The sequence below is a fragment of the Rhodococcus sp. DK176 genome (assembly GCF_038447315.2).
In the GTDB taxonomy this organism is placed as follows: domain Bacteria; phylum Actinomycetota; class Actinomycetes; order Mycobacteriales; family Mycobacteriaceae; genus Rhodococcus_F; species Rhodococcus_F jostii_A.
This window is the reverse complement of record NZ_CP118321.2, coordinates 931,658-958,030: the sequence shown is the minus strand read 5'-3', so window position 1 is coordinate 958,030 and position 26,373 is coordinate 931,658. Positions and strand designations below refer to the sequence as shown.

The 26,373-nt window shown below is 69.1% G+C and carries 17 protein-coding genes and 2 pseudogenes; 6 read left to right on the top strand and 13 right to left on the bottom strand.

What is annotated here, in order from left to right; all coding sequences use genetic code 11:
- Positions 1-14 precede the first annotated feature (14 nt).
- Positions 15-1,262: a cysteine--1-D-myo-inosityl 2-amino-2-deoxy-alpha-D-glucopyranoside ligase gene (gene mshC, locus PSR88_RS04455; RefSeq protein WP_016880769.1), complete on the top strand. Its 1,248-nt coding sequence runs from the start codon at positions 15-17 to the stop codon at positions 1,260-1,262.
- 39 nt (positions 1,263-1,301) lie between these two features.
- Here mshC and PSR88_RS04450 read toward each other — a convergent pair whose 3' ends face one another.
- From PSR88_RS04450 to PSR88_RS04425, 6 genes are all read right to left on the bottom strand, one after another.
- On the bottom strand, positions 1,302-5,459 hold the full coding sequence (locus tag PSR88_RS04450) for a TIGR02680 family protein (RefSeq protein ID WP_016880768.1): 4,158 nt from the start codon (positions 5,457-5,459) through the stop codon (positions 1,302-1,304).
- Entirely contained in the window at positions 5,456-6,850 is a 1,395-nt protein-coding gene (locus PSR88_RS04445; RefSeq protein ID WP_016880767.1) for a DUF2398 family protein, read from the bottom strand. Before PSR88_RS04445 ends, PSR88_RS04450 begins: the two co-directional genes overlap by 4 nt.
- Positions 6,847-8,298: a TIGR02677 family protein gene (locus PSR88_RS04440; protein ID WP_016880766.1), complete on the bottom strand. Its 1,452-nt coding sequence runs from the start codon at positions 8,296-8,298 to the stop codon at positions 6,847-6,849. The genes PSR88_RS04445 and PSR88_RS04440 overlap by 4 nt, the downstream gene beginning before the upstream one ends.
- 302 nt (positions 8,299-8,600) lie before the next feature.
- Positions 8,601-9,764 (bottom strand): hypothetical protein, encoded by a 1,164-nt coding sequence (locus PSR88_RS04435; RefSeq protein ID WP_009473546.1) that lies wholly within the window; start codon positions 9,762-9,764, stop codon positions 8,601-8,603.
- A gap of 182 nt (positions 9,765-9,946) precedes the next feature.
- Positions 9,947-11,068 carry a helix-turn-helix domain-containing protein gene (locus PSR88_RS04430; RefSeq protein ID WP_011594092.1) on the bottom strand — a complete coding sequence of 374 codons (1,122 nt, stop codon included), beginning with the start codon at positions 11,066-11,068 and terminating at the stop codon, positions 9,947-9,949.
- A gap of 171 nt (positions 11,069-11,239) precedes the next feature.
- Positions 11,240-12,091, bottom strand: coding sequence for a class I SAM-dependent methyltransferase (locus PSR88_RS04425; RefSeq protein ID WP_009473544.1), 852 nt, complete (start codon positions 12,089-12,091; stop codon positions 11,240-11,242).
- A 47-nt stretch (positions 12,092-12,138) separates the two neighbouring features.
- Here PSR88_RS04425 and PSR88_RS04420 point away from each other — a divergent pair, with 47 nt between their 5' ends.
- Together PSR88_RS04420 and PSR88_RS04415 are read left to right on the top strand one after the other, a co-directional pair.
- Positions 12,139-12,720 (top strand): helix-turn-helix domain-containing protein, encoded by a 582-nt coding sequence (locus PSR88_RS04420; protein WP_029538147.1) that lies wholly within the window; start codon positions 12,139-12,141, stop codon positions 12,718-12,720.
- A gap of 11 nt (positions 12,721-12,731) precedes the next feature.
- The gene (locus tag PSR88_RS04415) at positions 12,732-12,944 is read left to right on the top strand and encodes a hypothetical protein (protein ID WP_009473542.1); all 213 of its coding nucleotides are present in this window, start codon (positions 12,732-12,734) and stop codon (positions 12,942-12,944) included.
- Positions 12,945-12,960: 16 nt separating this feature from the next.
- Here PSR88_RS04415 and PSR88_RS04410 read toward each other — a convergent pair.
- Positions 12,961-13,762 (bottom strand): annotated as a pseudogene (locus tag PSR88_RS04410) (helix-turn-helix domain-containing protein).
- Positions 13,763-13,827: 65 nt separating this feature from the next.
- Here PSR88_RS04410 and PSR88_RS04405 point away from each other — a divergent pair.
- Positions 13,828-14,268 carry a DUF3224 domain-containing protein gene (locus PSR88_RS04405; RefSeq protein ID WP_016880764.1) on the top strand — a complete coding sequence of 147 codons (441 nt, stop codon included), beginning with the start codon at positions 13,828-13,830 and terminating at the stop codon, positions 14,266-14,268.
- A 14-nt stretch (positions 14,269-14,282) separates the two neighbouring features.
- On the opposite strand, the pseudogene PSR88_RS04400 reads toward PSR88_RS04405, so the two are convergent.
- The 6 genes and pseudogenes from PSR88_RS04400 to PSR88_RS04375 all read right to left on the bottom strand — a co-directional run bounded on the left by PSR88_RS04400 (position 14,283) and on the right by PSR88_RS04375 (position 22,067).
- Positions 14,283-14,592: pseudogene (locus tag PSR88_RS04400) on the bottom strand (carboxymuconolactone decarboxylase family protein).
- Positions 14,593-14,757: 165 nt separating this feature from the next.
- Positions 14,758-16,944, bottom strand: coding sequence for an acyltransferase family protein (locus PSR88_RS04395; RefSeq protein ID WP_016880762.1), 2,187 nt, complete (start codon positions 16,942-16,944; stop codon positions 14,758-14,760).
- Between the two features lie 124 nt (positions 16,945-17,068).
- Entirely contained in the window at positions 17,069-17,395 is a 327-nt protein-coding gene (locus PSR88_RS04390; RefSeq protein ID WP_016880761.1) for a Rieske (2Fe-2S) protein, read from the bottom strand.
- Positions 17,392-19,887, bottom strand: a complete 2,496-nt coding sequence (nirB, locus tag PSR88_RS04385) for a nitrite reductase large subunit NirB (protein WP_016880760.1) — start codon at positions 19,885-19,887, stop codon at positions 17,392-17,394. Before nirB ends, PSR88_RS04390 begins: the two co-directional genes overlap by 4 nt.
- Positions 19,888-19,977: 90 nt before the next feature.
- Positions 19,978-21,129: an MFS transporter gene (locus PSR88_RS04380; protein ID WP_016880759.1), complete on the bottom strand. Its 1,152-nt coding sequence runs from the start codon at positions 21,127-21,129 to the stop codon at positions 19,978-19,980.
- Positions 21,126-22,067, bottom strand: coding sequence for a PAC2 family protein (locus PSR88_RS04375; RefSeq protein ID WP_009473532.1), 942 nt, complete (start codon positions 22,065-22,067; stop codon positions 21,126-21,128). The genes PSR88_RS04380 and PSR88_RS04375 overlap by 4 nt, the downstream gene beginning before the upstream one ends.
- A 51-nt stretch (positions 22,068-22,118) precedes the next feature.
- Here PSR88_RS04375 and metH point away from each other — a divergent pair, with 51 nt between their 5' ends.
- Positions 22,119-25,688: a methionine synthase gene (gene metH, locus PSR88_RS04370; protein WP_011594083.1), complete on the top strand. Its 3,570-nt coding sequence runs from the start codon at positions 22,119-22,121 to the stop codon at positions 25,686-25,688.
- Positions 25,681-26,373 carry an HAD family hydrolase gene (locus PSR88_RS04365; RefSeq protein WP_011594082.1) on the top strand — a complete coding sequence of 231 codons (693 nt, stop codon included), beginning with the start codon at positions 25,681-25,683 and terminating at the stop codon, positions 26,371-26,373. The genes metH and PSR88_RS04365 overlap by 8 nt, the downstream gene beginning before the upstream one ends.

The window sequence follows — 26,373 nt, the reverse complement described above, 5'->3', positions numbered from 1 at the left end:
CTAGGCTCGCTCTCATGCAGTCTTGGTCCGAAACCGCTGTCCCGTCCGTTCCAGGCCAGGGGCCTCCGCTGCGGTTGTTCGACACCGCTGACCGGCAGGTACGTCCCGTCACTCCCGGACGCACGGCCACGATGTACGTGTGCGGTATCACCCCCTACGACGCCACCCACCTCGGTCACGCGGCCACGTACCTGACGTTCGATCTGGTGAACCGGATCTGGCGTGACGCCGGGCACGACGTGCACTACGTCCAGAACGTCACCGACGTCGACGACCCGCTGTTCGAGCGCGCCAACCGCGACGGCGAGGACTGGGTGGTCCTCGGCATGCGCGAGACGGCGCTGTTCCGCGAAGACATGGAAGCCCTGCGGGTGCTGCCCCCGCGCGACTACATCGGCGCGGTGGAGTCGATCGGCGAAGTGATCGAGATGGTCGAGAAGTTCGTCGCGTCCGGCGCCGCCTACGTCGTCGACGACCCCGAATTCCCCGACGTGTACTTCCGTGCCAACGCGACCGAGCAGTTCGGGTACGAGTCCGGCTACGACCGCGAGACGATGGACAAGTTCTTCGCCGAGCGCGGCGGCGACCCCGACCGCCCCGGCAAGGAGGATCCCCTCGACGCCCTGGTGTGGCGTGCGGTCCGCCCGGGGGAGCCGTCATGGCCGTCTCCGTTCGGTCCCGGGCGTCCCGGCTGGCACATCGAGTGTTCGGCCATCGCCCTCAACCGCATCGGTTCGGGTTTCGACGTGCAGGGCGGCGGCAGCGACCTGATCTTCCCGCACCACGAGTACTCCGCGGCGCACGCCGAGTCGGCCACGGGCGACCGTCGCTTCGCCCGCCACTACGTGCACACCGGCATGATCGGTCTCGACGGCGAGAAGATGTCGAAGAGCCGCGGCAACCTCGTGTTCGTGTCGAAGCTGCGCGGCGAGGGAGTCGACCCGGCCGCCATCCGCCTCGGACTGCTGTCCGGGCACTACCGGCAGGACCGCCCCTGGACCGAGCAGGTTCTCGCCGACGCCCACACCCGGCTGCAGCTGTGGAAGGACGCCGCCGCACTCGAGTCGGCGCAGTCTGCCACCGACACGATCGCCCGGCTGCGCCAGCATCTCGCGGACGATCTCGACACCCCGAAGGCGCTCGACGCCCTCGACGGCTGGGCCCGTCGCGCCCTCGACCACGGTGGCTCGGACACGAACGCGCCGAGCGAATTCGCCGCCGCCGTGGACGCCCTCCTCGGTGTGCGCCTCCGGCGCCCGTGAGTACTTGTTAACCGCCCGCGGTTAACAAGTACTCACGGGTCAGGCGAACTCGAGGGCACCCTCCGCGGGCGTCGGGACGCGCCTGCGGAGGGGCGAACCGAGCGCCTGCGCCAGGTCGGTGCCGTCGTGTTCGGCGAGTAGTTCGCCATCCGACCACACGAGCAGCGTGGCGCTGACGCTCTGCTCGGCTGTCGAGTGCGCCAGATCGTAGTGCGCACACCCCGGCACGCCGCCGTACGTGATCCACAGGTCGAACCCGGTCATGAACAGGTCGAGGTCGAATTGCACGCTGAGGCCGAGCAGTTCGGCCCGGCCGTTGTCGTCGACGCCGGCGAACGCTTCGTCCAGCGCCAGCAGTCGCGGCGCATGGGGGTCGGCGGAATCGAGCATGACGTGCGCTGCGGCGAACAGCGGCAGGTGCAGCGAGACGGACTGCTCGCCGCCGGAGAGCGCGCTGTGCCGGGCGACGGTCAGCCGGTCTTCGTTGCCGTTGCCGCTGATCAGGGTGAACGAGAACACCCGCCACCGCCGGTAGTCGAGGGCGGACGCCAGGATCTCCGGGTACGAACGCTCCGGGTGGGCGGCGCGGGCAGTCCTGATCTGGTGGGCGAAGTGGGCGCGCATCGTGGCGAGCTCGTCCGGCCCCAGCGCCGAGATGTCGCGCTCGAGAAGTTTGGAGATCGCCTTCGCGCTGTCGTCGAGGTTGTCGGCGAGCACCCAGTGGACGCCGATGGTGTTGCCGGACGACATCCGGCGCTCCCGCATCTCGGTGCCCATCCGGGCGATGAGTTCGCGTGCGTCGACGGTCCGTTCGTGGATCTGCTGTGCGAGACCCGTGAGCAGCGCGTCCTCCAGGATGCGACGCTCGGATTCGGTGAGCAGCAATTCCTGATCGGAGCGAGCGGACGCGATGCGGGCGGCGAACTCGCCGATCGACGAGTACCCCTCGTCGTCCTGCACCTGCACCACGGTCACGCCGTCCGGGGCGTCCCACTGCAACCGGTAGTCCTGGCCGGCGGCCGCCAATTGTGCGTCGAAGTCCTGCAGCGCGGTGGTGAGCGCGGTGCGCGTCGACTTGCGCGCCGAGTCGCTGACCCGCACCGATTCGGTGGCGCCGTCCAGTGCGCGGAACAGGGCATCCACTTCGGGCGGCAGGATCTGGGTGTCGTCGTCGGCGTTCTGGATCCGATACACCAGCTGTTCGGCACTCATCCACGCCGCCGAGCTCGCCGGCCAGGTGTGGCCGCCGTCGACGCCGAGGAGTTCGAGTAGGTCGCGCCGGGCATACGGCGCGAGGCGGGCGGCGTCGGCGTGCGTTTCGGTGAGCGCCAGCCGGAGCGTCTGGACGGCGGTGTTGTACGCGCCCTCGGCTTTACCGATGGCCTCACCCGCGTCCTTGTCCGCCTTGCGGGCGTCGCGCTGCTCCTTCTTGCACGCCTCGATCCGCGCGTGCGCCTCCTCGAGTTGGCGGTCCAACTGCTCGGCCCCCGATCCCAGCGTGTCGCGCAGCGTCTCGAGGCGTTGGACCTGTTGCGCGAGAACCTCTTCGGCGATGGCAGCTTCTTCCGCGAACTCCTCCGCGCTGCCGCGCGCCTCGTGCAGTCGGTCCTCGGACTCGCGGGTGTGCTCCATCTCCTTGGCGTGTTCGCGCCTGCACCGTTGCACCATCTCGCCCTGCTTCTCGAAATGCCGGACGGCCGCGGCGAGCGAGTCGATCTCGCGGGCGACGTGGGGAGTCCGGTGCGTGGACGCAGTGGCCCGGAGCTGCTTCTCCTTCGCGGACAGGTCGGCGATGGCCTGGTCGAGTTCGCGACCGACCGCTGTCGCCGTGTCGGAGCGGCTGCGGAGTGCGCCTGCGGATTCGGTGACCTTCTTCAGCGCCGTGAGGATCGATCCGGTGCGGGGCAGGGCCTGCGCCGCCGCGGTGGTCCGCGACAGCAGCGCCGCCGCCGCATCCGCGGACGCCCGGGCTTCGTCGAGGGTCGCCCGGGTTTCCTCGAGGATCCTGTCGAGTTCGGCGATACGGACGGCGCGCCTGCGGGCCCGTGCGGTGGTTCCGATGTACTCCGCGTCCGATTTCGTGTGGCGTCCCCGCTGGATTCCCTGCCGGTACGCACCATCTTCGGCGACACCGACCGGACCTTCGGACAGGTCGAGGGATTCGAGGGCGATGGATTCGAGGATCCCGCGCACGCGATCGTTGGGAACGCCCGTGTCCTGTTCGACCTCGAGAACGTCCGCGAGGGTCGTGCCGGTGGGCCGATCCCCGGCCGGAAGGGCCACGAGGAACTGTTCGGATTCGACGTCGGGGAGTGCGTCGTCGACGGGCACCCAGCCGTCGAGGAGATTCGCGGCCTGCAGTGCGGCCTCGATTCCTGCCGCCGCGGCAGCGTCGACACTGTCGGCGAAGCGGACCAGACGCCACAGCGGTGCACCGGTCAGCCGGGACCGGGCGTCCTGCCGGGCGGTCGAGAGCGGCGGGGCGTCGTCGTGCTCGGATTCGATGGCCGCGCGAGCGGATTCGTGTGCGGCGATCACCTCCTCGGCGGCGGCGGCGTCGCGGTCGTACTGCTGACGACGCAACCGGAGCGCGTCGACGGCGTCCGTCGTCTGTTCGGTCAGCGTCTCCGACAGGGTGGCGGTGTCGTCGTCGCCGATCCGGCCGAGGGCGGCGTCCAGGACGTCGAACAGTGAAGCGGGCGCGTCGATCTCGGCGTAGAGGGCCGACTGTTCCGTCCACCAGGATCGGAGTTCGCCGGCGCAGCGGCTGCGGGCCGATTCGACCGCGGTCTCGGCCTCGAGAACGGCGACCGTCGCGGTGTCGAGTTGCTCCTGGCCTCGGCGTGCAGCCTCGTCGGCCCTGGTCCGTTCGGTGACCGCCCTCTCGACGGTGGCGAGTGCGGCCCGGACCGCGCGGATGTCGCCGTCGCGTTCTTCGGTGTGCCCGCGCAGCGCCGCGGTCAGCTGGTCGGTGCGCGCGTTCTCGGGGAGTGCGGTCCAAGTGATTCCCGCGTCCTCGGCCGCGAGGTGAAGCTCGTCTTCGGCATGGGTGAGCGCCTCGACGGCGCGGGCGACGGCGTCACCGGCCTTGTCGTGCTCCTCGGATCGCTGTTCGAGGGTCGCCTTCGCCTTGCGTGCCTTCTCGGCCTGCAGTTCGGTCGACTTCTCGAGCGTCGAGACGGCCTGCGCGAGGTCGTCGAGTTGTGTCCGCCCTTCGTACGCCGTCGACCGCTTCAGTGCGTCCAGGGTGGCATTGGCCTGGTCGAGTGCGCGTTCGGCGGCGGTGAAGCGTTCTTCGGCGGCCGCTCGGCTCTCCTGGCTGCGCGCCCGGTCCGCTGCCGCCCCATGGAGAGCGGCGATACCGGATCGGACGGCCTCCAGACGGGTCGCGAGGTGGTCGACGTCCGTACGCGCCTGCTGGCGAAGGTATTTCGCGTACACGCCGACGAAGCTCTGTGCCGCCTGGTCCGCCGCGGCCAGCCCCTCGAGCGCCCGGCCGACCTCCTCCATGTCGCTGAACGAGCGTGCCGCCTCGAGGACCAGTTGCTCGTCGAGCGGTCGCAGACCGTCGGTGAGTGCCTGCGACAGTCCCTTGGGGTCGAGGTTCTTCGCGAGCTGGGGCCGCCGGAGCGTGAGGATGAGGTTGATCAGCTGGTCGTAGCGCTGGACGCCGAGCCCGAACATCCGGGCGTCGATGGCGGCGCGGTAGTCGAGCGGCCGGTCGGTGATGGAGTCGGTGCCGATCTGTTCGCCCAGTTGCTTTTTCGTGAGCGGACGGTCGTCGCTGCCGAGTAGGGAGAAGTCGACGCCGACGCGACCGTCGGCAACGAAGTACCAGCGTGTGACCTTGTCGTTGGTGCGGGTGGCGCGCATGCCGATGCCCACGGTGACGGCCTCGGGGTCGTCCTTCGCGCCGCGGCAGAACTCCATCCAGACGTACGAGTACGCGCTCTCCTGCCCGCGGTACAGCAGGTTCGACTTCATGGTGCGTTCCTCGCCGGCGAACGGATTGAGCCGCCGGGGTTCGATCCGGCCGTCGAAGACGAACGGGAACAGCACTTCGAGGGCCTTCGTCTTGCCGGAACCGTTGGGACCGCGGAGAACGAGGCGACCGTCGGCGAAGGAGAACTCCTGATCGCGGTAGTCCCAGAGGTTGATGATCCCGGCGCGGGTGGGCCGGAAACGCGCACTCGTCATGCTGTGACTTCCTCGCTGTCGTTCGCTGAGCTCTGGAACAGGTCGATCTCGGGTGTGCGGTCGCGGATCGTGACCACCACACCCCGGTAGCGGGCGAGTGCCGGGAGTGCGAGCACGCCACCCGGCACGGCCGCGGTGAGGCGTAACCGCTCGAGCAGCGCCAGCGCCGCGCGTCCCAGACCGTCCGGGTCTGCCTGCCAGCCGGCGGCGAACGTGCGCCCGAACCGTTCGGTCAGTGTCCGGACGGTGCCGGCGATCCAGTCGTCCTCGATGACCGGGAACAGCCGGTCTTCGGGGGCGGGGTCTGTGGGTTCGAATCCGTCGTGGCCGGCGAGGCTGTCGAAGATCCCGGACTGGGGAATGGCGCTGTCGACCTGTTCGATCAGGTCGTCGAACCGGGCCCGCGGCAGCGGCATCCGGGCCGTCTCCGGAGCGTCCGGATCCAGTACGCGATCGGCGATCTCGCCGGCGAGCAGGAGCGCGACCTGCGCGACCGTTCCCGTCCCGGGGAACCGGACGTCGGACAGACGTCCGGAGGAGTCGATCATCGCGACACCCTCCTCACGCCGCTCCGCGACCAGTCCGGTGAGCAACTCGACATCGGCTGCGGTGCGGGGGAGTGCGAGTTGCATCAGCTCGTCATCGTCGAGGTCGGCGGCGTAGACCACGGGCCGTTCGACGAGAGCACGCCGGACCTGCCGCGCGGTCTCCTTCACGTCGACCGGCCGGGCGGTCCCGAACTCGGAGGTGTCGTCCTCGGTCGCCACGTCCGCACCGGCGAGCAGTCCGCGGATGGACCGGAGGTGCTGCAGTGCGCGCGGCGGCCGGAACAGGGCGATGACGACGGACCTGTCGATGTCGTAGAGCGCCTCTCCCGCATCGGGATTGGCGGCCCAGCCGCCCGCGTCGCCGTCGGCGAGGGCGATCGCGCCGCGGGCGGCGAGCCAGCCGACGGCGTCGACGAACGCATCCCGGTCGGACGCGCGTTCCGTGGACAGGTCCACACCCTCGACCTGGGCGGCGTCGGCGGCCACGTGATCGGCGAGCTCGGACAGGGCGATCTGGTTTCCGGCGCGGCCGAGCGCGGCCAACGCCAACGCGAGGTAGGCGTAGCGGTACCGGTCGAACGTGCGGTCGGTGGCCGTCTTGGCCGGGGTCCCGGCGTCGAGTCGGTCGCTCACCGTGAACAGCCGGGCGGTCGTCTCCGTGACTTCGAGTCGGTACCCGAAGAGCGTCATCAGATCGTCGCGTAATTCGGTGGCCCACCGGCGGAGCAGGGGGAGTGCGATGCGATCCGGATAGGTCTGTGTCACCAAGTGATTCGACAGAATGACGCGGGCGGCGCGCTGATACGAATCGAGGGCGAGCGGCGAGATCTCCCGTGCCTTCACCGAACGCTCACCTGCAGTCCGTCGAGGTGCAGACGTCCTCGGGCGGTGCGCACCACCGTCGATTCGCTGTGCGGGCTGAGGGTGAGCTTCACGCCGTTCTCCGATCCTGTGCTGCTCTTCACACGGCCGCTGACCGGAACCCGCGCCGTCAGCGCGGCGTTGAGCAGACTCAGCAGCACGTCGGTTTCGGCCTCGTCGAGTTCCCGTTCGTAGACCCCGCCCCGGGCCAGCGACTGGGCGGCGGCGGCGCGAAGTCGTTGCGCGGTCAGCTGTTCCTCCCGCAGGCGGCGCACGCTGCCCTCGTTGCGGTGCACCCGTGCGGGCAGGCCTGGAGACGGGGGACGTCCCGTCTCGGCGAGCGTGCGGGAGATCTCCACGGGCTGGGCCTCCCACCACGACCGCGTGTCGGGAATGATGTCGGCGTCCGGATGCACCATCGACAGGTGGCGCGGACGCCCGAGGTCGAACACGGCCTGGAACAGTGCATGCGCGGCGTCCTCGGTCGGAGTGGCGGCGAACCAGCCTGCGAGGTGGCGTAATTGGCTCTCCCTGCTGACACCGCCCTTGCGGGTCTCGGTGACGCGGCGCAGCAGCGACAGGACGGCGGCGATGGCGCTCATCGTGCCCTCGCGGAGGCGTTCCGACTCGCTGAGACCGGCCTCGCTCCCGACGAACCAATGCGTCAATCCCGCCCACCGCGCGCGCCAATCGGCTTCGCGCTCTTCGATGCCGAGGAACACCCGCTCGTCGCTGGCGGCGGCCCGCGCCACCATCGTCTCGACGCCGGTGTCTTCCACGAGCGCGATGGCCGCCGCGAGTTTCGGTGCATAGCGCGAGAGGTCGGAGCTGAACTCGCGCATGTGCGTGAGGAGAGCGTCCTTGTGGGACATGAACGTCTCGGGCGTGATCTCCGTGGTGCGGACGAGGTCGCCGAGGGTCAGGTAGAACTGGGCGGCGCGTCCGGCCATGTCCGACAGCGTCGCGTCGAGACGGTTGAGTTTCCGGTACACGAGGTCGTTGTCGGCCGCGCGGTTGGCGGCGGCCAGGTCGTTCATGTCGGCGAGGAGGTCGGGCAGCGCCAGCCGGGACAGCGACGCGTCGTCGAGTCGGGCCGCCAGCGCGTCCTCGACGGCTCGGAACACCTGGTAGCCGGCCTGGCTGAACTGATAGACGAAGTGCCGGTTCCGGTATTCGGCCAGCGTCGCGGCGCGGGTTCCGTCGTAGCTGCGTTCGAGCACTTCCCAGACGTGCAGTTGCTCGAGCAGGGGGGTGACGTCGCCGGCGCCGAGTTGTCCGGCCGGATCGCCGACCGCGAGACCGTCCAGAATGCGGGCGACGTCGCCGGCGTGGAGCAGGACGACGTAGTTGGCGCGGGCGTGGTCGAAGGCCCGCAGCACCCACAGGTACTCCGCGCGCTTCTCCGCCGTGGTGAAGGCGAACAGTTTCAACCGGTCGTCCCGGAGTGGGGGAGCAACCGCCGGGCGCGCTGCGCGCAGCCCCGAGGGGGACCGACCGGGATCGCTGCCTGATTCACTCACCGTGACAGGTTATGCGGTCGCCCAGCCGTCGAGCGAACGCCGTGCCGACGCGCACCACCACCGGTGCAATCTGAATCGGAACCTGACGGAACTCAATAATTTACCGAATTCAGGTGCTCGGTCGCGTACCAACCACCCCGCGTCACCGATGTTCCATCGTCGCGATTCGACTGCCTCACCCCACCGCTGCACCGATGCCGGGAGGCAGGCATTCAGAGGACGAACAGCACGAAGACGATCGCCACCAGCACGAGAGCCAGTCCGACTGCTGCGGCGACCAGCCAGGACGCCCGGGACGTCGAGTCGGCGGTGGATTCGTCGCCGGACTGCGCGACCGCGCGAGGTTCCGGCGGTGTCGCAACCGCCGTTCCGCCCGACACCCGGGCAGGGGAGGCGCCCACCGCCGCGGCCGACGCGGGGTTGTGCGTGCGCGTCGCCGGCCGGCTCGCGGTTGTCGAGGTCGAGGGCACCGGCTCGCCCACTACGGCGTCGATCACCTCGGTGACGTCGTACGACGGCGGCAGCCCGATCGGGGTGACCCTGTGAGTGGTCGGGTTGAATCCGGCGGCGCGGATGGCGGCACCGAGCGCTGCGGTCTGCTCGGGACCCGGGCCGACGACACAGCGCACACCGAACTTCTCACCGACGGTGTTCGCGAACCCGTGAATGGCCGCGGAGTCCCGCGCGATCAGGCCGTCGCCCGTGACGACCACGGCATCGAGGTTGCTGGGCAGCCAGCCGAACGCCCCGAGCGCGGTGGCGATCTGGGCCGTGGGAGAACCCCCCGAGGAGAAGCGAAACGCCTTGCCTGCCTCGACGCCCGAGCGGATCAGCGCGACGGTCGCGCCCGTGTCGTCGACGTGATAGATGCCGACCAGCTGCCCGGGACGCTCCGCGATCTCGGATTCGAACCAGGCTGCGGCGGCTTCGGCGTCCGAGACGAGGGACAGGTAGGACATGTCGGCGTAGTCCAGGGCGTCGCGGAGCGCCGCGACGGCGGCCGAGTCCCAGCGGGTGGGGTAGGCGGCCATGATGTCGGGGGCGCCGCCGGTCCGGCCGCCGTGGTCGGGGAGAGGTTCGCACTCCCGGAGCAGGCACCGCATCGCACCCGCGACCAGGTCTTCGGCGCGGTACCGCGATCCGTCGCCGACCGCGACACCGGCCGGGTCGCCGACGCGGGGAAGGAACCCCGACACGGTGTGGATGTCGCCGATCGTGTGTGGCGCCGACCCGCCGAGAATTGCGGTGCCGTCCGGGCACATGTGCAGGACGGTGTCCCGGACGATGACGACCGGATCCGGGGATCCTGGATCGTTCGACGCCACCACCGCGGTGGACACGACACTGCCGATCCTGAGCCCGACTCCCATGGACATGCAAGTACCCCTATTCGTTTTGCGAACGGATCGCGACTTCCGTCAGGCCCGTTCCGACTCACTCGGTGAGGCCACAAGATGTACATCCTGCTACCCGAGCACGCTTGTGCGCGCCATCACGCGCGGCGTGGCGTGGTCGTGTTGCGCACACTCGGGCGTTTTCGCCCGCGGCGAGTGATCGGTCAGGTAACGGTCGGTGCGCCGAGGGTTGTTCTCCACTCGGTCACGTTCTCGGTCATCCAGTCGAGGAGGTGCTCCGCCTCCTGCGGATGACGACCGGTGCCGGCGAGAAGATCCGCGAAGGCCTGGGCCGGGGCGACCAGACGAACGTTGTCGCGGAACAGGGTGCGCTCGAAGACCGCAGCCGATCGGGGCGTGGCGACGAGGACGTTGGCACCCTGATCGACGGGGCGTAGCTCGAGTGCGCCGGCCAGCGCTTCGCCGTGGTCGGCGTAGATCTGGACCTGATGCGCCGGCGCGTATTCGACGAACGCCGCCGCGGCGAGTGACCCGGTCACCGCGTAGAGGTGGCCGGAGACCTTTCCGAGTTTCGCGACGAACGACTGCACTCCCTCGGGTGCGAAGTAGCCGACGGTGGGGCAGTCCTTGAAACTCGAGTCACTGCTCCAGGCGCGCAGCATCTGCTGCCACCGGACGCTGGTGATGGGGCCACGGGGGAGTCGTTCGAGCAGATCGCGTTCCTCCAGGGTTTCCACCACCCGATAGGTCGCGCCGGTGGACGCGCCGGACAGTCGGACGAGTTCGGGAACCGTCAGCTGACCCGAATGATCGGCGAGGGCGCGCACGACCCGGGCGGCGGGATCGCCGGTCAGCTGGGCGGCCGGACGGCCGGGGCCACGCCACGGGTCGGCGTCCGCGCCGCGGTCGCGCACCCAGATCGCAGGCCGGTCCGCCGCCAGGGAGGTGTTGCCCGTCGCATCGGCGTAGGAGAGACCCCTGGCGTCGAGTTGACGGCGAACCGGCTCGGAAAGGTAACGGGCGCAAACGAATCCGCGATCGGATCCGGACAATCCGTCGGCGAACCGGGCGGCGTCCCCGGCGAGCACCCCTCGGGCGGGGATGACGGAGAAGGACGCCACCTCGCCGTTGGGTGCGCCGACCAGCAACCGTTCCGGTGCGTCGGCGAGGGAGCGGGACTTTCCGGACGTCAACGTCCAGCCGTGGGGGAGGGCGGCCTGGAGGGTGGCGATCGCCCGGCGGTAGAGATCGATGTCGCGTTCCGGCTTGGGGAACGGCACCTTCGGCTCGCTGCCTGCGAATTCGGCGTTTTCCTGATTCGGCACATCGTCAGTCTACTGAATCGGTCCGAGACGGAACCGCAAAATACACCGAATGATCTCGGTAAGGTTCCGAGCCCCGCCGAGGGGTCCGATCCCGCCGCAACTCACCACTTCCAGGTGAGCCGGTTCCCGCAGGCACGGACGGCGTGAGGGAGTTCCACTCCGTCCGGCGGTTCAGGGGCGTCGGGCGATCCAGACGGTCCGGCTGCCCCGCACCGTCAGATCCCCTCGGTGCAGGACGCTGTCGGGGTTGTCGTCCGCGAGAAGGTGATCGAGAGTGTCGCGGTCGTCGGCGGCAAGTTGTCCGTCGAGCGCGGAGCGAATGCGGCGCAGGAAATTCTGTGCATAGAGTCCGGTGCTCGGCGGGGCCGGGGTTGCCTCGCTGGTGAAACTGCGCTCCTCGACGTCTACGAAACCGGCCCGTTCCACGTGGGTCCGCCAGTTCGGGTGCGCGTTCCAGTCCAATCGCGCCAAGGCTTCGTGGCAGCGCGTCTCCAGGCCAGGGCGGCCCAGGCCGAGGTCGTCCGGCAGGAGGCGCGGCAGCGCGTCCATTTCGACGACCACCAGCACGCCACCGGTGTTCAGCGCGCCGTACATGTCCTGGAGCACCCGGTCGGGGTCGGCGACCTCGTGCAACGAGGAGGCTGCCCACACGACGTCCGCCGCGCCCACTGCGGGCCAGGCGACATTCAGATCGGCGTGCACGACGCTCACTCGGCCGGCCAGCCCCTGCCCGTGCGCGGCCGTGCGCAGGCGCGTGAGCATCATCTCCGACCTGTCGATCGCGATCACCTCTGCCGCGGGGAATTGTCGAGCCAGGGTCAGGCTGCCGACGCCCGTGCCCGCACCCACGTCGACGACCCGCCGCGGGGTGTCTCGGGTGCGCTGTCCGACCCATTCGGCCACCGAATCCAGGTAGGACCCGAGCACCTCGGCGTCCAGGTCCAGTAGATCCGCGAGCGCCGCCTCGTGCTCGGGAGTGTGCCCGCCGTGGTGACTGCTGTGATGATGGGAATGCTGTGTCATGGCTCCAGGCTAGCCACACCCTGCGTTGCACGCATACACTCTTGCCTATGACGCAAGAAGTCGGGTTGGACAGCGTGATCCGTCAACGCATCAGGGGGCTTCGGCTGGCCCGCGGCTGGTCACTGGACGTGCTCGCTGCGCGCTGCTTTCTCAGTCCGTCCACGCTGAGCCGCATCGAGACCGGCCACCGCAGGATCGCCCTCGACCAACTGGTCCCGATCGCGCGGGCCCTCGGCACCACGCTCGATCAGCTCGTCGAGTCCGTCGAGGACGAGGACGTGGTGATCCGGCCGCAGCCCGAACACACGAGAGGCCTGACGATCTGGCTGCTGTCCCGCGAACGCGCGCTCCACGGTGCGACCGTGGCGAAGATGCGCATCACCCCCGATCGGCCCGCCGGCCCGGAGCATGTGAGTGTGCACCCCGGCCACGAGTGGTTCACGGTGCTGTCTGGGACGGCCCGCCTGCAGCTCGGTGAGCGAACCATACTTGTCGAAGCCGGTGCCGCAGCGGAGTTCTCGACCATGGTGCCGCACTCCATCGGCGCCCACGACGGTCCCGTCGAGATCCTCACGATCTTCGACCACGACGGGGAGCGTGCCCACCTGCACGCCGAGCACAACGAGTAGAAAGGACGGACATGTCGACTTCCGACACCACAGGTCAGACAGAGTTTCCGGCAAGCATGGGGAAGGTCTCCCGGCGTGAGCTCGCGTCCCACGGCTATACGCGTTTCGATCAACTGACGACGGTCACCGCCAAGGAACTGTTGAAGATCCACGGCGTCGGACCGAAGGCGATCCGAATCCTCGAGGAGGAACTCGCGGAGCGGGGGCTCGGCTTCGCGAAGTGAACCGAGCCCGGCCGCTCTACAGCAGGCCGTGAGTGCGCTGATAGGTGGCCGGTGGTGTCCCGACCACGTGAGTGAAGACACGGGTCAGGTGAGCCTGGTCGCTGAACCCCAGTTCGTAGGCGAGCGCCGACCAGTCGATCCTCTCGCCCGAGTGCGCGGCGCCGGCCGCGTCGAGGATGCGGAATCGCTGGATCACCCACTTCGGGCCGATACCGACGTACTCGGTGAACAGCCCGTTGCAGGGTGCGCAGACTGCAGCCGGCATGTGCGGCGAGCTGGTCTGCCCGGACGATGTCGCGGTTGCACTGGGCGTCGCCCACCAGGGCTGTGATCTCTCGTCCCGTCGGATCCGGAACGGGATCGGTGCGGAGAAGGTATCGCTCGAAGGCGTCGATCATCTCCGCGCTGTCCGTGCCGGCGAGGATCCGCTCCGCGACCGGGCGATCGTCACCGGCGAGCAGATGCCGACCGGGCTGGACGGTTCCCGAGATCGCGCCGACACTGCCCTTCAGCAGAGGCCGGAACCCTCCGGCGTGGAAGGCGGCTCCCAGCACGTGACCGTTCCCGGTCAATGTTCGGTAGAACGGCGACCGGGAGATCCCGTGCACCAGCAACTGTCCGTCCTCGGCAGCGACATGAACGCGGGGCTGGGGCACCACCTGCTGTCGATGGGGCGTCGGCACCGACCACCTCACCAGCCAGTGGTAATCGACGAACTCGGCCAAAGCCTCTCGGGGAGCGACCCGTTCGACCTCGAACCCCGGTGCGGCGGCCGTCGGGCGGACGATCGCCTCGGGGTGTCCCGGCACAGTCGGCATTCGCTCATCCTAGTGTCGCGAATGTTCAAGAACCGCACGCTGTCGCGTACCTAGAGTCACGTGTCATGAGCTACTCACACACTGCACGAGGCAAGTTCTCCATCGCCGCGTGGTCGGAATCGGTGATCGTCGACATCGACGGCGAAGGCACGACCGCCGGCGACACCTACTACCCCACGCGCGGAGCCAACCGAGCGACCGTCGCGTACTCGTACTTCGGGGACATCGAGGGAACGAGCACCGTGGTCTATCTGATCGCGTACAAGGCCGATGCCGCGCCGGTGCTCGGTCTCGAGCGTTTCGAGGGCTCGATCGGCGGGCACGACGGGACGTGCGTGTTCCAGCACATCGGCAGCCAGGATCAGGGTTCGGTGTCGGCCCGGATCGAGGTGGTGCCGGGTATGGGCACCGGCGGTCTGGTCGACCTACGCGGCAGCGCGGACCTGTCCATCGCGGGGCCCGATGACAGCGGCTACGAATTCGTACTGTCGTACGACGTCGGCTGACATTTCGACGTCGCTCACGTTGTCGAGGGTGCGGCGAGGGGCTTCAGGCCGCACGCCGTCGCGAAGCCCTGTGATTCGATGCCGAACGCGGTGTTGGTGCGTGTCATGAGATTCGCCAGGGCGATGAACGCGGTCAGTTCCACCAGCGCGGCCGGGCCGAGCGCCTCGAGCAGCCTGGCCGACGTTTCGTCGGTGACCGTCGGCGGGGTATGGGTCATCGCTTCGGCGTACTCGAGCACGTCTCGCTCAGCGGCGTGAACACGTCCGATTGGCGCCGTCGGCCTCGACCGGCTCTGCCACCTCGCCGAGCATCTTGCGGGACATCCGCTTGACGACCGCGCCGTAGATGCCGGTCAGCTCGGCCTTCGGGATCCGGGTATTGCCGGCTACAATTCCTCCTCCAGTTGTTGTGCTCTCGGCATGAGACACCGGCCAGGAACCGAATGTGTCACCCGAACCGGATGTGATTGCAGGAACTTTCGCTACCGCTCAGCCCGGTGCGAGTGCCCGGTCGGCCAGCGCGGCGACGACGGGCGAGAGTGCCTGAGCGTGTTCGAGGGTCAGGTGGTTGTCGTCGCGGTACACGAGGTCGTTGCCGACGATGACGGGGCAGCGCTCGGTGGTGCAGAACAGGGCGGTGAGGTCGGCGTACCGTCCGCCGCCTGCCGCGGTGGCCACCGCCTCGGCCGCGACGCCGGCGTCGTTCACCGCGACCGGCCGGGGCGGCGAGCAGGCGGTCGCGTCGTCCAGGTGGGCGGACAGGCACGTCGGCACGGTCGACTGCGGATCCGGGATCGGTCCGAGGACGAGGACGGCCGCGCCCGTGGCCCGCAGTTCCGTGACCAGCCGGGTCAGGCTGTCGAGCCATGCCTGACCGTAGACGGTGAAACCGAAATCGGCGCCGTACCGCCGAGACATGCTCAGCACGACCAACCGGGGCCGTTCGGTCCGCAAACGGTCGACGATCTCGCCGCGCCACTGCTCGCACTCGGTGTATTCCCGCCCGAGGTAGGGGCTGGTGAGTGGGAGGTCGAGGAGCGGGCAGGTGACCTTGCCCATCGTCTCGAGCCGCCAATGATTCTGCTCGGCGGCCGATTCGAATGCCGGGGCCCACATCGCGGCATGCGAATCGCCGACCAGCGCCACCGTCGTCGGAGACGCCACGTCCCCCGACGCGCACTCGCCCTGACCCACTTCGAGCCACGACCGCACACAGCCGTTGACGAACACCTCCGGCTTGTCTGCCGGCGCGTCGGCGAGCGGTGGAGACAGATTCGACGGGACCGCTTGCAGCCCTGCCGATTCCGCGACCGCCGTCTGCACCTGCGCGGTCATGTCCTGCACCGCCGCGTCGCGCGGATCGACTGCGGTAGGCGCCGATTCGGCCGGCGCAGAGACGGTGAGGGCTGTGGCCGCGGCTCCGTGTCCGACCGGAACCGGCCGCGCGATCAGCAGCACCAGTGCCGCACAGACAGCGATGGCGGTGACGGCGCCGCCGAGTACGAGGCTGCGCGAGGCCGAACGACGCAGCGGAGCAGCGAAGCGGACGGGATTCTCGACCAGGACCAGTGTCAGTCCGGCCAGACCCGCGGACACCATGACCATCGCCAGACGATCGGTCAGGTCGAGCGAGCGGCCGAGCACGATCGGCGCGAGCAGCAGCACCGGCCAGTGCCACAGGTACCAGGAATAGGACACCCGACCGACCGCCCGCATCGGCGGCAGCGACAGGCTCCGCCCGACCCCCAGCCGGGGCGCGGCACACCCCGCCCCGATCACCAGCACCGTGCCGGCGACCGGCACCAGCGCGGCGGTTCCGGGGTAGGGCGTCGTCTCACCGAGTCGAACACAGGCGACGACGATCAGCGCGAAACCCGTCCACCCGGCTGCGGCGGCGACCACCGACGGCAGCCGCTGCCAGTGCCGAACCGACAGGGCGACCAACCCGCCTGCGGCCAGTTCCCAGGCGCGGGCGGGCAACGAGAAGAACGCCCACGGCGGGAGTGTGCTGGTCCAGTCGAGCGAGACCGCGAACGACACTGCCGCGACCACGGCGAGCACGATCAGATACGGGGTCGTCGACGGTGTTTCATCCGCGTCGAGGCGCCGTGTCCTGCGCCGGACGAGCCAGGCGACCCCGATGATCAGCGCCGGCCACAGCAGGTAGAACTGCTCTTCCACGCCGAGCGACCAGTAGTGCTGGAACGGTGACGGGGGCGCGTCGGCGGCCAGATAGTCGGTGCCGTGCAGGGCGAACCGGTAGTTGCCGACGTACAGCGCACTGGCGATCCCGTCACCGAGGACCGCGCGGGCCTGCAGAGGGGGCAGGAGCAGGGCCGCACCGATCGCAGTGGCCACCAGCACGATGCACCCGGCGGGCAGCAGCCTGCGGGCCCGCGCACCATAGAACTCGGCCAACCGCACGCGGCCGGTGGTCGCGACGTTCCGCCACAGCAGCCCGGTGATGAGAAACCCCGAGACGACGAAGAAGATGTCGACGCCGACGAACCCTCCGCCGATTCCGGGGACGCCCGCGTGAAAGAGGACCACGGCCAGCACGGCGACGGCCCGCAGCCCCTCGATGTCCGCGCGGAACACGGTCTCGGCCGGCTGGACACCGACCGGAGGACGGCTACCGGATCGGCGTCGCCGTTCCGGACTCGCGACGGTATTCACGCGACCAGCGATCTGTCCATGCGACGTGCCCCTTCAGCTGCAGCTTTGAGCTCATGATGACAGCGGTGCCGGGACTTTCCCGAAAGGCACGCCGTATCAGGACACAGCGCCGGTGAGCGGCCACTCACACGTGCACGACCACCGACCCCTCGCGAACCGAGGCGGAGTAGGTGCGGACCGAGCCCACACCCTCGGATGCGCAGGCGCCCGTGTCGAAGGCGAACGCGTACTGGTGGAGCGGGCACATCACGCCGGTGGCGTCGATCTGTCCGTCGGCGAGGGGACCGCCCTTGTGCGGGCACACCGCGTCCATCGCCCGAACGGTGCCGTCCGACAACAGGAATACGGCCACCTGACGGTTCAGCACGACGTACGTCCGGCCTTCGCCCGGCGTCAGGTCGCTGACCGGCCCCACCGCGACCTCGGAAGGCCCTTCGATCAGGGCGGTCATCGGACCGGCACCTGGGGAAGCGGCAGCAGCGGGAGCGACGGAGCGAACTGTGCGGGCGATTTCGGCGCGCTGCGCTCCTTCCAGGGATCCCGGTAGCCGTCCACCGCCGTCTGGATCCGCTCGTCCAATCCCGTCACGATGTCCTCCTCGTCTCGGACCAGTAGCGCCTGAAGATGTTCGAGTCCCACCCGCGGCACGAAGTCGTACGTGCGTTCGAGCCATTTCGCGTTCTCGCGGTAGTACTGGATGAACCTGCCGCCGAGTTCCACTACGGCTTCCGGTGATTCGACCGTGGCCAGCAGATCGCCCTTGCGGATGTGCGCTCCGGCGGCGCCGCCGACGTAGATTTCCCATCGGCCGTCGCCGACCGCGACCACACCGAAGTCCTTGCACAGGGCCTCCGAGCAGTTACGTGGGCACCCGGCGACCGCGAGTTTCAGCTTCGCCGGCGTCTCCAGGCCCTGGAACCGCTCCTCGAGCGCGATGCCGAGGCTCGTCGAATCGCCGAGACCGTAGCGGCAGAAATCGGTTCCGACGCACGTCTTCACCGTGCGCATGCTCTTGCCGTACGCGAACCCGGACGGCATGTCGAGGTCACCCCACACCTTGGGGAGGTCTTCCTTCTTGATGCCGAGCAGGTCGATGCGCTGCCCGCCGGTGACCTTCACGAGCGGCACGCCGTACTTGTCGGCCACGTCGGCGATCGTGCGGAGTTGCTCAGGCGTGGTGACGCCGCCCTTCATCTGCGGGACCACCGAGAACGTGCCGTCGCGCTGGATGTTGGCGTGCACGCGGTCGTTGATGAACAGCGCGCCGCGCTCGTCCACCCAGTCGGGCCCCCAGATGGTGCGGAGCAGCGAGGCCAGGGGCATCTTCGCGGACGCGTCCTCCTTCGCGTCCGTCGCAAGCTCGGCGAACACCTGGGACACGGCGCGGAGATCGCGTTCCCGGATGGTCGCGATGAGTTCGGGCTTCGTCATCGGGATGCAGGGCACATACCAGTCCGCGGAGGGGTCGGCCTCGAGTTCGCCGCCCGCGGCGCAGGCCACGATGTCGGCGACGAGTCCCTTGCACGAGCCGCAGCCCTTGCCGGCCCGGGTCTGGGCGCAGACGTCGGTGAGGGTCTTGGCGCCGGAATGGACGCACGCCACCAGATCGCCCTTGCTCACGCCGTTGCAGTTGCACACCTGCTGGTCGTCGGGGAGATCGGCGACACTCGTCGCGGCGCTCGGGGATCCGACGTCGAAGAGCATGCTGATCCGCTCCTCGGGCAGCGGCACCTTGCCGTCGAACGCCTGCGTGAGGAAACCCGCCTTGCTGATGTCGCCCATCAGGGTGGCGCCGATCAGCTTGCCGTCGCGGACGACGAGGCTCTTGTACGTGCCGCTGCGCGGTTCGTAGTACTGGACGAACTCGTCGTCCGCCGTCTCCGGTCCCTTGACGCCCATCGCGGCCACGTCGACACCGGCGACCTTCAGTTTTGTGGTGGTGCGCGAACCGACGTACGCCGCTTCGGGATTGGAGCCGGTGAGGACTTCGGCGAGGATGACCGACTGCTCCCACACCGGGGCGACGAGGCCGTAGGTCTCCCCACGGTGCTGTGCGCACTCGCCGACGGCGTACACGGAACCCTCGTCCTCGCAGCGCATCTGGTCGTCCACCACGACGCCGCGTTCGACCACCAGCCCGGCGGCCCGTGCGAGTTCGGTGTTGGGCCGGATTCCGGCGGTGACGACGACCATGTCGGCGTCCAGGGTGGAGCCGTCGACGAACGACACCCCGGTCACCAGGCCCGCTTCGTCGCGCAGCACGGCAGTGGTCCGCATCGAGGTGTGGACGCCGACGCCGAGTTTCTCGATCTCGGCGCGCAGGACGCTGCCACCGCGTTCGTCGAGTTGCTGGTTCATCAGGTGCCCGGGGGAGTGGACGACGTTGACGGTGAGCCCCTGTGTGCGCAGCCCGTACGCGGCCTCCAGACCGAGCAGGCCGCCGCCGATCACCACCGCGGACACGTCGTCGCGGGCCTGCGCCATCTGCAGCATGCCGTTGGTGTCGGCGATGTTCCGGAATCCGAACACCCCGCGGGCCAGGCGCCCGTCGTGCTCGCGCAACCCGTCCATGTTGGGGAAAAACGTGTTGCTTCCTGTGGCGATGATGAGCACGTCGTAGTCGACGACGCGGCCGCTCTCGCAGGTGACGGTCTTCGCGAACCGGTCGAGTACGACCGCGCGGTCGCCGGCGTGGAGTTTGACGCCGTTGGCGGTGTACCAGCCCATGGGGTTGAGGATGAGGTCCTCGTCGTCGGCGGCCGCCTCCCCGGACAGCACGTGCGAGAGCATGATCCGGTTGTAGTTGCCGTAGGGCTCGTCGCCGATCATGGTGATCTCGAAACGCTCGCCGCCGCCGCGGTTCAGGATCTCCTCGACGGTGCGTGCGCCGGCCATACCGTTGCCGACGACCAGCAGCTTGCTCGAACTCGGTGTGTTGGCCATGCGTCGAGGCTCCGCCTCGGGAGTGTCGTAACGGCTGCGCGCACGTTACGTGGGAATCAGGAACACCTCACAGTCCTCCCGGAAGTCGTGTCAGGCGGGTGCGCGGTCGCGGGGCATGAGCAGCGGGGCCAGCACGGCGAGGAGCAGGGCGGGCAGCAGGAAGCCGGCCGCGGGCGACACCGAATACACCGGGGTGAGGGTGATCGGGGCGAGCGCGTTGCCCATGAACCGCAGCGCCTGCACGACGGACACCGCGCCGCCCCGGTTCGGGCCCGGCGACCCGAGCACGGCGGCGTTGACACCCACCAGGACGAACTGACCGGCGATTCCGGCCGCGAACCACGCCACGGCCACGACCGCGAGGAGAGACACGGTCCCGGCGACCGCGACGAGAATCGCCCCGCCGACCGCGCCGATCAGAACGGCGGCCCGGGCCCCGATCTTGTCGATGACACCGCCGACGAGGCGGGCGGTGAGGATGCCTGCCACGCCGAACCCGGTGAGCAGCAGCCCGCGCTGGGTCGGGCTCAGCCCGAAGGCGTCCTCGGCGCGGAACGCCACCAGGAAGCTCAGCCCACCGAGTGCACCCCAGCCGAGGAGTGCCACCACCCCGATTCTCAGCACCGACGGGGTGAGGGCGTCGCGCAGTCGCGGGCGCGGTGCCCCCGGCTCGGCGGAAGCGCTGTCGGGAACGCCGACCAGACCCAGCACCGCGGCCACGAGGGCGATGACGAGGAAGGCGAGGCGCCAGTCGACCTCCGCCGCGAGCCCGCCGACGAGCGGCGCGCTCGACGTTCCTGCGGCCTGGAAGGCGCCGAAGACCCCCAGTGCCCGGCCCAGATGCTTCTGCGGAGTCGAGGCGGCGAGCGCCGCCAGCAGCAGCGGCGTCGTGAACGAGTTCGAACACCCCTGGAGCACGCGGGCGCCGAGGAAGAGCGGCAGCGTCGGCGCCACGAAACACGCCAGCGACGACAGCAGATAGACGCCGTACGCGATCCGCACGGTCCGCGTCTGCCCCCACCGCGCGCCCAGCGTGCCCGAGACGAGCATCAGCAACGCGAACGGCAGCAGGTACGCCGTCAGCGAGCCCGCCGCGGCGGACGCACTCACGCCGAGGTCGTCCCCGATCTCGGGAAGGATCGACGCGACGACCCCGCCGCCGAACGGACCGAGGAAACCGCCGGCGTAGAGCGCCGTGCGCTGGAGCGAGGAACGAAGCGACTCGGATGAGTTCTTCGTCACAGCCCGAAGCTGCCGGGCCCACGCCTGCGGAGATATCGCTCGAACTCGGCGGCGAGCGCGTCACCGTCGATCTTCGAGATGGCGTCGGAGATGTCGGTCTCGGCGTCGCCGCGCTCCTCGAGGGAACGGACGTACTCGCCGATCTCCTCGTCGTCCGCGGTCATCTCGGTGACGGCTTCCTGCCAGTCGTCTGCCTGGGCCGGGAGTTCTCCGAGGGGAACCTCGATGTCCAGGACATCCTCGACGCGTTGCAGCAGCGCCACCGTGGCCTTGGGATTCGGCGGCTGGGACACGTAGTGGGGCACGGCCGCCCAGAACGACACGGCAGGCACACCGGCCCGGACACACGCGTCCTGCAGCACCCCGGTGATCCCGGTCGGCCCCTCGTAGCGGGTCTGCTCGAGCTTGAACCGCTCGGCGGCCTCACTGCTGTATGCGCTGCCCGTCACCGGGACCGGCCGCGTGTGCGGGGTGTCCGCGAGCAGCGCCCCGAGGATCACCACGGTGTTGATCTGCAGCTGGTCGATCAGCTCGAGGAGGTCCTCGCAGAAGCTGCGCCAGCGCATGTTCGGTTCGATCCCACGCAGCAGAACCACGTCGCGGTCGCTGCCGGGAGGCGAGCACACCGACAGGCGGGTGGCGGGCCACACGATCTCCCGGGTGACACCGTCGACCTGCCGCACCGTGGGTCGATTGACCTGGTAGTCGTAGTATTCCTCGGAGTCCAGCTCGGCGAGCGGCTGGGCGTCCCAGGTCAACTCGAGGTGCTCGACGGCTCCGCTCGCGGCATCGCCGGCGTCGTTCCAGCCCTCGAAGGCGGCGACGAGGACGGGGTCACGCAGTACGGGCACGCCACTGTCCGTCGCACCGGCGTCCTCGGTGTCGGGGGTGTCGTCGTCGCGGCCCGCAGGCGTGACGGGGAACTCACTGGAACTCACCCACCCAGCCTACGGCCAGCATTGGTTCGCGCGCCCACTAGTCTGGACGGCATGTCTGCGCCATTTCACTCTGCCCTGCTCGATGCGTTGAACCAGCGCGTTGTCATCGGCGACGGAGCCATGGGCACCATGTTGCAGGCCGCGGACCTCACGCTCGACGACTTCCTCGGGCTCGAAGGCTGCAACGAAATCCTCAACGACACCCGCCCTGACGTGCTGAAAGACATCCACCGCGCGTACTTCGAGGCCGGGGCCGACGCCGTCGAGACCAACACGTTCGGGTGCAACCTACCCAACCTCGCCGATTACGACATTTCGGACCGTATCCGTGAACTGGCCGAGAAGGGCACCCGGCTGGCGCGTGACGTGGCCGACGAGATGGGGCCCGGACGCGACGGCATGGGCCGCTTCGTCCTCGGCTCGATGGGACCGGGAACCAAGCTGCCGACGCTGGGCCACGCGCCGTTCGCGATCCTCCGCGACGCCTACGCGGAGGCAGCGATGGGCATGATCGACGGGGGAGCCGACGCGATCCTCGTCGAGACCTGCCAGGACCTGCTGCAGGTGAAGGCCGCCATCCTCGGCAGTCAGCGGGCGATGGAGACGCTGGGTTCGCGGCTGCCGATCATCACCCACGTCACGGTCGAGACCACCGGCACGATGCTCCTCGGCAGCGAGATCGGTGCCGCGCTGACCGCGCTCGAGCCGCTCGGTATCGACATGATCGGCCTCAACTGCGCGACCGGTCCCGCCGAGATGAGCGAACATCTCCGCCACCTGTCCAAGTACAGCTCCCTTCCGGTGTCGGTGATGCCCAACGCCGGACTGCCGCAGCTCGGCCCGAACGGCGCCGAGTACCCGCTCACCGCGGAGGAGCTCGCCGAGGCGCTCAGCGGCTTCGTCACCGAGTTCGGACTCGGTCTGGTCGGCGGCTGCTGCGGCACCACTCCCGAGCACATCCGGCAGGTGGCCGAAGCGGTCCGTCTGGTCGAGAAGGCCGAGCGGAACCCGGTTCACGAGTCGGGGACGTCCTCGCTGTACACGGCGGTGCCGTTCCAGCAGGACGCCAGCATCCTGATGATCGGTGAACGCACGAACACCAACGGCTCCAAGGCATTTCGCGAGGCGATGATCGCCGAGGACTACCAGAAGTGCCTCGACATCGCGAAGGACCAGACCCGCGACGGCGCCCACATGCTCGACCTCAACGTCGACTACGTCGGACGCGACGGTGCCGTCGACATGGCCGCCCTCGCGAGCCGGTTCGCGACGTCGTCGACGCTGCCGATCATGCTCGACTCCACCGAGCCCGCGGTCCTGCAGGCCGGACTCGAGCATCTCGGCGGCAGGTGCGCCGTGAACTCCGTCAACTACGAGGACGGCGACGGCCCGGACTCGCGGTTCCAGAAGATCATGCGGCTCGTCACGGAGCACGGCGCCGCCGTCGTCGCGCTGACCATCGACGAGGAGGGCCAGGCGCGCACCGCGGAGCACAAGGTCCGCATCGCCGAGCGCCTGCTCGACGACATCACCGCGAACTGGGGCCTCGACGAGTCCGACATCATCATCGACGCGCTGACGTTCCCGATCTCCACCGGTCAGGAAGAGGTCCGCCGCGACGGCATCGAAACGATCGAGGCGATCCGTGAGCTCAAGAAGCGGCATCCGCGGGTGCACTTCACCCTCGGCGTGTCCAACATCTCGTTCGGTCTCAACCCGGCGGCCCGGCAGGTCCTGAACTCGGTGTTCCTGCACGAGTGCACCGAGGCCGGCCTGGACACCGCGATCGTGCACGCGTCGAAGATCCTGCCGATGGCACGGATCCCCGACGAACAGCGGGAAACGGCACTCGACCTGGTCTACGACCGCCGCCGCGAGGGCTACGACCCGCTGCAGAAGCTGATGGAACTGTTCGAGGGCGTCTCCGCGGCGTCGGCGCGTGAATCCCGCGCCCAGGAACTGGCGGCGCTGCCGCTGTTCGAGCGGCTGGAACGGCGCATCGTCGACGGCGAACGCAACGGCCTCGACGACGACCTCACCGCCGCGATGGAGGAGAAGCCGCCACTCGCGATCATCAACGAGACCCTGTTGTCCGGCATGAAGACCGTCGGCGAACTCTTCGGATCCGGGCAGATGCAGTTGCCGTTCGTGCTGCAGTCGGCCGAGGTGATGAAGGCGGCCGTGGCGTACCTCGAACCGCACATGGAGGCCACCGACGAGGACGGCAAGGGCCGCATCGTCATCGCCACCGTGAAGGGCGACGTCCACGACATCGGCAAGAACCTCGTCGACATCATCCTGAGCAACAACGGGTACGACGTGGTGAACCTGGGCATCAAGCAGCCGATCGCGACGATCCTCGACGCGGCGATCGAGCAGAAGGCCGACGTCATCGGCATGTCGGGGCTGCTCGTGAAGTCGACCGTGGTGATGAAGGACAACCTGCAGGAACTCAACGCCAAGGGTGTCGCGGAGAAGTTCCCCGTCCTCCTCGGCGGCGCCGCGCTGACCCGGTCGTACGTGGAGAACGACCTGGCCGAGGTGTACGAGGGCGACGTCAGCTACGCGCGGGACGCGTTCGAGGGCCTGCACCGGATGGACGAGATCATGGCCGTCAAGCGTGGCGGCGGACCCGACCCGGACAGCCCGGAAGCGATCGCGGCCCGCGAGAAAGCGGCCGAACGCAAGGCACGCCACGAGCGGTCCAAGCGGATCGCGGAGAAGCGCAAGGCCGCCGAGACCCCGATCGAGGTGCCCGAGCGATCCGACGTGGCCACCGACATCGTGGTCCCGACCCCGCCGTTCTGGGGCAACCGGATCGTCAAGGGTGTGTCGCTGTCCGACTACTCGGGGCTGCTGGACGAGCGGGCCCTGTTCCTCGGGCAGTGGGGTCTGCGCGGGCAACGTTCCGGCGACGGTCCCACGTACGAGGAACTGGTGGAGACGGAAGGCCGCCCCCGCCTGCGGTACTGGCTGGACCGGCTGAGCACCGAGGGAATCCTCGCGCACGCCGCCGTCGTCTACGGCTACTTCCCCGCGGTGTCCGAGGGCGACGACGTGGTCGTGCTCACCGACCCGACACCCGACGCGGAGGAACGCTTCCGGTTCACGTTCCCGCGCCAGCACCGCGACCGCTTCCTGTGCGTCGCCGACTTCGTCCGGTCCCGCACCGAGGCGAAGGAGACCGGTCAGGTCGACGTGTTCCCGATGCAGCTCGTCACGATGGGGCAGCCGATCGCGGACTTCGCGAACGAGTTGTTCGCCGCCAACGCCTACCGCGACTACCTCGAGGTGCACGGTATCGGCGTGCAGCTGACGGAATCGCTGGCCGAGTACTGGCATCAACGGGTCCGCGAGGAACTCGTGCTGCCCGGCGGGCACAACGTGGCCGAGCAGGACCCGTCCGAGGTGTCCGGATTCTTCGACCTCGCCTACCGCGGTGCCCGGTACTCCTTCGGGTACGGCGCCTGCCCCAACCTGGAGGACCGCGCGAAGATGGTCGCCCTCCTCGAACCCGAACGGATCGGTGTGAAGTTGTCGGAGGAACTGCAGTTGCATCCCGAGCAGTCCACGGATGCGTTCGTGCTGCACCACCCCGAAGCGAAGTACTTCAATGTCTGATGCATTCGACGGTCTCGCAGGTGTTCTGTGGGACATGGACGGAACGCTGCTCGATTCCGAGAAGATGTGGGACGTCGCGGTCCGCGAGTTGTCGCTGCACCTCGGCGGTCCGATGACCGAGGAGACGCGGCTGAAGACGATCGGTGCGTCCAGCGCCAACGCTCTCGGCGTCATCTTCGACGCCCTCGGGCTCGACCGGGACCCGGCGGCGCTCGCCGAGGCCAAGGAATGGATGTTCACCCGCGTCGAGGAACTGTTCGGCGACGGGATCCCGTGGCGGCCGGGCGCCCACGACGCACTGCAGACCGTCCGGGCGCACGGCCTGAGGTCGGCACTGGTGACCAACACCGAGCGCCGCCTCACCGAGCGGGCACTCGAGACGCTCGGCAGGCACCACTTCGACCACTCGGTGTGCGGCGACGAGGTACCGGCAGGCAAACCGCATCCCGACCCGTATCTGCGGGGCGCGGCCCTGCTGGGGCTGGATCCGTCGCAGTGCCTCGCCATCGAGGACTCGCCCACAGGTGCGGCGTCCGCGCAGGCCGCGGGCTGCGTCGTCCTGGTCGTCCCGTGCGAGATCGCGGTGGCCGACGGCCCCGGGCGGGTGTTCCGGGACAGTCTCGAGGGCCTCACCGGTGCCGACCTCGCCGAGGTGTGGGCGCAGCGGAGTGGTGTCCGTCTCTAG

What these genes read in the sequence shown, in the direction of transcription:
- mshC (WP_016880769.1), top strand. Translation starts at nt 15, where the DNA reads ATGCAGTCTTGGTCCGAAACCGCTGTCCCGTCCGTTCCAGGCCAGGGG.
- PSR88_RS04450 (WP_016880768.1), bottom strand. Translation starts at nt 5,459, where the DNA reads ATGACGAGTGCGCGTTTCCGGCCCACCCGCGCCGGGATCATCAACCTC.
- PSR88_RS04435 (WP_009473546.1), bottom strand. Translation starts at nt 9,764, where the DNA reads ATGTCCATGGGAGTCGGGCTCAGGATCGGCAGTGTCGTGTCCACCGCG.
- PSR88_RS04425 (WP_009473544.1), bottom strand. Translation starts at nt 12,091, where the DNA reads ATGACACAGCATTCCCATCATCACAGCAGTCACCACGGCGGGCACACT.
- PSR88_RS04420 (WP_029538147.1), top strand. Translation starts at nt 12,139, where the DNA reads ATGACGCAAGAAGTCGGGTTGGACAGCGTGATCCGTCAACGCATCAGG.
- PSR88_RS04415 (WP_009473542.1), top strand. Translation starts at nt 12,732, where the DNA reads ATGTCGACTTCCGACACCACAGGTCAGACAGAGTTTCCGGCAAGCATG.
- PSR88_RS04405 (WP_016880764.1), top strand. Translation starts at nt 13,828, where the DNA reads ATGAGCTACTCACACACTGCACGAGGCAAGTTCTCCATCGCCGCGTGG.
- PSR88_RS04390 (WP_016880761.1), bottom strand. Translation starts at nt 17,395, where the DNA reads ATGACCGCCCTGATCGAAGGGCCTTCCGAGGTCGCGGTGGGGCCGGTC.
- nirB (WP_016880760.1), bottom strand. Translation starts at nt 19,887, where the DNA reads ATGGCCAACACACCGAGTTCGAGCAAGCTGCTGGTCGTCGGCAACGGT.
- metH (WP_011594083.1), top strand. Translation starts at nt 22,119, where the DNA reads ATGTCTGCGCCATTTCACTCTGCCCTGCTCGATGCGTTGAACCAGCGC.
- PSR88_RS04365 (WP_011594082.1), top strand. Translation starts at nt 25,681, where the DNA reads ATGTCTGATGCATTCGACGGTCTCGCAGGTGTTCTGTGGGACATGGAC.